We start from the raw sequence: 6,082 nt of genomic DNA, 5'->3' as shown, positions 1-6,082 counted from the left end.
GATCGAGTTCCTTGCCTTTCTGTACCTGTTTTCCGCCGGGGATGCGCCTCCTGCATCCTTGTTTCCAGCGACTGCGTCTTCGCCACGATGCTCGTCGCCGCCGCCGGCAATGAGCATCGCCCACTATCTCAGGGAACCGGTGCCGGCCCATGAAGCCAGTCCGCGTTGGGTATGTCAGGGCAATACAACATCGTCCGGCGAAAACCGCCGGCGCGCTGTCGACCTGCCATGTCTCGTTACGCCAGTCCCCTACCGTATCGAAAAAAGAGCAAAACCAGACCACCCGCGGACTTGATCCACGTCGCAAATCCCGCCAATTTAAGCTGGCTGCGTCAGGCTGGGTTAAGGGCCAGAGGCCCGTCCCTTTCGATGGATCGACATTACCGAAATCGCTGTGGATAGGGCAAGGCCACATCTAACCAATTTTTAAGGAATCAGGTTACCTCGGGCGCGTTTGAGCGTCGTGCCGCAACGGCACATTTTGACAAAGCCATTGTGATTCAAACCCTTTTCCGACGAATATGAAAAAGCCGGGCCGACGCGAAATATTCTGAAATAATTTGCTTGACAGCCGGTTGTCCTCCCGTCCCTTCGTCGCGCTGTGGACAAGGTGTGGATGACCATAGATAACTAACTGAAAAATATTGATTATTTTTGACAGTGGACAATTTTCAAGCTGTCGCTTTTCGAGCATGCCAACCATCAGAAGGCATGCATGTGCCGGCAAAGCATTTCCAAGTCGGGAATCCGCTTCGGGCGCCGTTTCCGGGCATTCTTTTTAAGTACTTGCCGGCAAACGAAAAAACCCGGCACTATCGGCCGGGTTTCAAAGACGCTTAGTCTGTATTGGCGATGTTAGGCCGACAGAACCTTGAGCCGTGCGGCCAGGCGCGACACTTTGCGGGACGCGGTGTTCTTGTGGATGACACCCTTGGTCGCGGCACGCATCAATTCCGGCTCGGCGGCCTTGAAGGCGGCCTGTGCGGCAGCCTTGTCGCCGGAGGCGAGTGCCTCCTCGACCTGGCGGACATAAGTGCGCACGCGCGAGCGGCGGTTCTTGTTGATCGCCGCGCGGCGGGCGATCTTGCGCGTTGCCTTTTTGGCCGAGGATGTGTTGGCCATGATGCCTCTCTTCTGATCTGGTCGGCGCACGCGGCATGCCGCAGGGCGCAAAAAACAAACGGGCAGCAACGGGGCCGCCTCGGTTGGTGCGGCTTATAGTTCAGCTTTTCCGGCGCGTCAACGCTGCCTGGCGTTCTTTTTGGCCGCCGCCACGGGGTTTCGATCGCGAGCCGGCAGCGCTCTACCGATTGGTGAAATTCGGCTTTCGCTTTTCGGCGAAGGCGGCCATGCCTTCCTTCTGGTCCTCGAGCGCGAAAAGCGAGTGGAAGAGGCGGCGCTCGAACCGCAATCCCTCGGCCAGGGTCGTCTCAAAGGAACGATTGACGGCTTCCTTCGCCATCATCACCGACGGCAGCGAGAAATCGGCGATCTTGGCCGCCGCCTTGACGGCCTCCTCGACAAGCTCGGCAGCGGGCACGACACGTGATACCAGGCCCGAGCGCTCGGCTTCCGCCGCATCCATCATCCGCCCGGTCAGGCACATGTCCATCGCCTTCGATTTGCCGACGAACCGGGTCAGGCGTTGTGACCCGCCCATGCCGGGAATGACGCCGAGCGTGATCTCGGGCTGGCCGAATTTGGCGGTGTCGGCGGCAATGATGAAATCGCACATCATCGCCAGCTCGCATCCGCCGCCCAGAGCATAGCCGGCCACCGCGGCGATCACCGGCTTGCGCGTCCGCGTCAACTCTTCCCAACCGACAAAGAAGTCCTGCGTGTAGGCATCGACATAGGCAATCGACTGCATTTCCTTGATGTCGGCACCGGCCGCGAAGGCCTTTTCGGAACCGGTGATGACCATGGCGCCAATGGCGGCATCGGCTCCGAACGCATTTGCGGCAGCCACCACATCGGCCATGACCTGGGAATTCAGCGCGTTGAGTGCCTTCGGCCGGTTCAGCGTGATCAACCCGACCTTGCCGCGGGTCTCGGCGATGATCGTTTCATAGGCCATGGCTGCTTCTCCTCGCTTGATCCGGTCTATTCTCTGTTCATGCGTCCCAAAGCGCTAGGCGCTTTTGTCGGGCTCTAACTCAGCTCTGACAGGTCCGGCAATAGAAGGTGGAGCGTCCGCTCTGCACGATACGCTCGATATCGCCGCCGCAACCGGGCTTTGGGCACGGCTCGCCCTCGCGGTCGTAGACAGCGAAGGAATGCTGGAAATAGCCCAGCGATCCATCGGTATGCATGTAGTCGCGTAGCGACGAGCCGCCGGCGGCGATGGCATCCGATATGACCGAACGGATGGCTTCGGCCAGGCGTTCGCTTTGTTGCCTGGCCTTCTTGCCCGGTTTGGCGATCGTGCCCGCCTCGCGCAAGGGCGACAGGCCGGCGCGCCAAAGCGCCTCCGAGACATAGATATTGCCAAGCCCCGCGATCAGCCTCTGGTCGAGAAGCGCTGGCTTCAACGGTGCCCGCCGGTCTTTCAGCAGCGAGGCGAGCAGCACGCCATCCAGCGTGTTGCCCGTGGGCTCGACGCCCAGCCCGGCGAGCATCGGGTGCGTGTCCGGCGATCCTTCCGCAAACAGCATGAAACCGAAGCGCCGCGGGTCGTTGAAGATCACGCGCGACCGGGCCCCGTCGGCGGTGACGACATCGAACACGACATGGTCGTGCGCCGTGCTTTTCGAGCGTTCATGGTGGAACACGCCAGGTGTGTCTCCGCCGTCGTCGGTCTCGATGCGAAAGGAGCCCGACATGCCGAGATGGCAGATCAGCACCGGGCCATCCTGCACATGCATGGTCAGATATTTGGCCCGGCGGCCGAGCGCCGTGATGGTCCTGCCGGTCAGCCGTTCCGAAAACCGTTCGGGAAAGGGAAAACGCAGATCCGGCCGCCGCGCCTCGACCCTGGCCAGACGGGCACCTTCCAGCACCGGCTGCAGGCCACGCCGGACCGTTTCGACTTCGGGCAATTCAGGCATGGCCACCAATCATCGCATGGAAAGAAGTGCCGTGGCGGCCGGGTGCCAGCCCGAGATGTTCGGCAACGGTCTCGCCGATATCGGCAAATGTCGCTCTCAGTCCGACGTCGCCACCTCTAAGACCCGGTCCCGTGCCGATCACCGGGATGCGTTCACGCGTGTGATCGGTGCCTCTCCAGGTCGGATCATTGCCGTGGTCGGCCGTCAGGATAAGAAGATCGCCTTGCTGCAGCTTGGCCAATGCCTCCGGCAGCCGCCGGTCGAAGGCCTCGAGCGCGGCGGCATAGCCGGCGACGTCGCGGCGATGGCCGAATTCGGTATCGAAATCGACGAAATTGGCGAAAACCAGATCGCCGTCGCCGGCATCGTCCATCGCACCGAGCGCCTTGTCGAACATGGCCATGTTGCCGGCGGCCTTGCGCACTTCCGAAATCCCGCGATGGGCGAAGATGTCGCCGATCTTGCCGACGGCGATGACGCGGCTTCCCCGCGCCGTCAGCCGGTCAAGCAAGGTCGGCTCCGGCGGCGGCACGGCATAGTCATGGCGATTGTAGGTCCGCTGGAAGGTACCGGCGGTCTCGCCGACGAACGGCCGTGCGATCACGCGTCCGATTCGGAGCGGATCAACCAGCCGGCGCACCACCTGACAGAATTCATAAAGTCGCTCCAGGCCGAAATGGACTTCATGCGCGGCGATCTGCAGGACCGAGTCGACGGAGGTGTAGCAGATCGGCTTGCCGGTGCGGATGTGTTCCTCGCCGAACCGTTCAATGATCTCGGTGCCTGGCGCATGGCAGTTGCCGAGGATGCCTGAAACCTCGCCCTCGCGGATCATCGCCGCGGTCAGATCAGCCGGAAAGGCGGGAACCGTATCCGGGAAATATCCCCAGTCGAAACGCACCGGCAGGCCCGCGATCTCCCAATGGCCGGAGGGTGTGTCCTTGCCGCTCGAAACTTCCTGCGCCGCGCCATGGAAGGCATTGGCGAGCAGATCCGTCCCGAAATGGGCAAAAGCCAATCCTGTCGCCGTCCCGGCTGCCTTGCCAAGCCCGAGCGATGCCATGTGCGGGACGAACAGCGGCCCCTGTCTAAGCCGCTCGCGATCCGCGCGCCCTTCGGCGCAAGCTTCGGCGATGTGCGCGAGCGTGTTGGCGCCGGCGTCGCCATAGCGTTCGGCGTCGGCCGCGCCGCCGATGCCGAAAGAATCCAGGACGAAGAGGAAAGCACGCGCCATCGGTCATTATCGCCAGTGTGGACGCCCAGACATAGGATCCCACGGTGGCATTGGCAATTCGGAAACCAAACGGCAATTGCTTGGCGCGATAGTACCAGTGCATGTCGCCCAAAAGTGCATACCGGTTTTGGGGCGACGACAAGCTCAATCCAGGATGTACAGTATCGCGCGCAGCGGGCATGGATATGGATCGAAGAAAGCACAGGACGGTCTTGTCATGAATGCCGCGCGGAAGGCATGCGCTGCCCTGGTGATGGTGCATGGCGCGCTCTGGTGTGGTCCGGCGCGGGCCGACTGGCGCGATGATATCGGCACGTTTCGCATCGGCATCGTCGCCGAGCCCGGCGCGGCCAACACCGTCCCGGGGCTGGCGCTGTTGACTCAATCCTTTACCAACGCGCTTGGCATGAAGGTGGAGTTCGTCGTTGCGCGCGACTATGCGGCACTGATCGAGGCGCAGGCCAGCGCCCGGATCGAATACGCCATCTATTCGGCGACGGCCTACGCCACGGCGCTGCAACGTTGTGGATGTGTCGAGCCGCTTGTGGCTCCGGTCGATTCCGACGGCGCGGCCGGCATCCGCTCCGTGCTGCTGACCAGGGACGGCAAGCTGCCCGACCTTGCGGCGATGGCGACGCACCGCATCGCCATGTCGCCGCCGGACAGCGTCGGGGGCTCGCTTTTGCCGCTGGCGGAGCTGGCGGCCGAACACGTCAGGATCGCCGAGGATTCACCGTTTCTGGTCCATGCCGATTCAGCGTCGGCGGCGGAAAAAATGCTCTTCGACGGCCGGGCCGACGCTTTGTTCGGCTGGGTGACGGCGACGGCCGACGGCCAGCCATTATTGTCCAACGGCACGCAGGCAAGGTTGGAAGAGGCCGGGCTTTCGCCGTCGGCATTCCAGGTCGTGTGGACCTCAGGCTTGCTGAGATACGGTCCCCATGCCGTACGCAGCGATCTCGACCCGGAAGCCAAGCGCCGGCTGACCGTCTTCCTCACCAACCTCAAGTCGACGACCCCGGATGTCTACGATCTGCTGGAATCGAAGCACTCCGGCGGCTTTTTGACCGTTGCACCAAAGGACTATGCGACGGCGCAAGCCATCGTGCGCCTGGTCTCGACAGAAGGTGGTCGGCAGTAGAGATCTTCAGCAATCGGCGCAGGGGATCGTCAGGCTTCTGCGCGGGCGCAGATAGTACGTCTCACCCATCGGGATCGTGGTGGTGAGGGATTGGGTCAATCCAAGCTTCTGCGGGCTGTCCGTCGACCAGCTGATGATCGGCGCATAGCTGAGATTGCTTTCGACGCGGATCAGGAAGGTGCCGGCGACGTTGAGCGTTGCCGGAACCGTGGTCGCGGTCCCTGCGGTAGCCCCGACGCTGTTAACGCCGTTGGCCACCTTGCGCGACCACACCACTTTCACCTGGGGCGGCGTATCGGTGGTGACCTGTATTGCCGTGATGGTGATGTTCGGCACCGAGCGGTTGTAGGGCTGAATGGTCGAGGTGCCGATCTTCATGATGGCGTCGAGATCCGCCTTGACGATGGTCGGCTGCTGCGTGACCAGATCGGCAACCATGCTGCCGATGCGGCTGACCTTCTTGCTGGTCTCGATGGCCTGCGACGCCTCCATGGTCATGAAGTACATGATGAGCAGGATCGGCACGATAAGAGCGAACTCGACCGCTGCCACGCCACGGCGATTGGAGCAGAACCCGGCAGCCTTGCGCCAGATCCCTGCAATTCCCGGATGTGCCCCCGCACGCATCATGTCATTGCCTTTTTCTTGTTGGTACTTGCT

General features: G+C 62.2%; 6 protein-coding genes. 1 reads left to right on the top strand and 5 read right to left on the bottom strand.

The features are described from left to right. Positions 1–855: 855 nt before the first annotated feature. The 4 genes from rpsT to EB233_RS31620 all read right to left on the bottom strand — a co-directional run bounded on the left by rpsT (position 856) and on the right by EB233_RS31620 (position 4,281). Positions 856–1,122 (bottom strand): 30S ribosomal protein S20, encoded by a 267-nt coding sequence (rpsT, locus tag EB233_RS31635; protein WP_010913342.1) that lies wholly within the window; start codon positions 1,120–1,122, stop codon positions 856–858. A gap of 181 nt (positions 1,123–1,303) precedes the next feature. Beyond that, complete coding sequence (locus EB233_RS31630; RefSeq protein ID WP_064990565.1) at positions 1,304–2,077, bottom strand: enoyl-CoA hydratase; 774 nt, start codon at positions 2,075–2,077, stop codon at positions 1,304–1,306. 79 nt (positions 2,078–2,156) lie between these two features. Beyond that, positions 2,157–3,047 carry a bifunctional DNA-formamidopyrimidine glycosylase/DNA-(apurinic or apyrimidinic site) lyase gene (mutM, locus tag EB233_RS31625; protein ID WP_064990566.1) on the bottom strand — a complete coding sequence of 297 codons (891 nt, stop codon included), beginning with the start codon at positions 3,045–3,047 and terminating at the stop codon, positions 2,157–2,159. Next, the gene (locus tag EB233_RS31620) at positions 3,040–4,281 is read right to left on the bottom strand and encodes a phosphopentomutase (RefSeq protein ID WP_064990567.1); all 1,242 of its coding nucleotides are present in this window, start codon (positions 4,279–4,281) and stop codon (positions 3,040–3,042) included. Before EB233_RS31620 ends, mutM begins: the two co-directional genes overlap by 8 nt. Before the next feature lie 217 nt (positions 4,282–4,498). On the opposite strand from EB233_RS31620, the gene EB233_RS31615 reads away from it, so the two are divergent. Continuing rightward, the gene (locus EB233_RS31615; RefSeq protein ID WP_064990743.1) at positions 4,499–5,422 is read left to right on the top strand and encodes a phosphate/phosphite/phosphonate ABC transporter substrate-binding protein; all 924 of its coding nucleotides are present in this window, start codon (positions 4,499–4,501) and stop codon (positions 5,420–5,422) included. A 6-nt stretch (positions 5,423–5,428) separates the two neighbouring features. Here EB233_RS31615 and EB233_RS31610 read toward each other — a convergent pair whose 3' ends face one another. Beyond that, the gene (locus EB233_RS31610) at positions 5,429–6,052 is read right to left on the bottom strand and encodes a TadE/TadG family type IV pilus assembly protein (protein WP_064990568.1); all 624 of its coding nucleotides are present in this window, start codon (positions 6,050–6,052) and stop codon (positions 5,429–5,431) included. Between the last annotated feature and the right edge of the window lie 30 nt (positions 6,053–6,082).

It is taken from the genome of Mesorhizobium erdmanii (assembly GCF_013170725.1).
GTDB lineage: Bacteria > Pseudomonadota > Alphaproteobacteria > Rhizobiales > Rhizobiaceae > Mesorhizobium > Mesorhizobium erdmanii.
The sequence above is the reverse complement of the archived record's forward strand: the minus strand, read 5'-3'. Positions and strand labels throughout refer to the sequence as shown.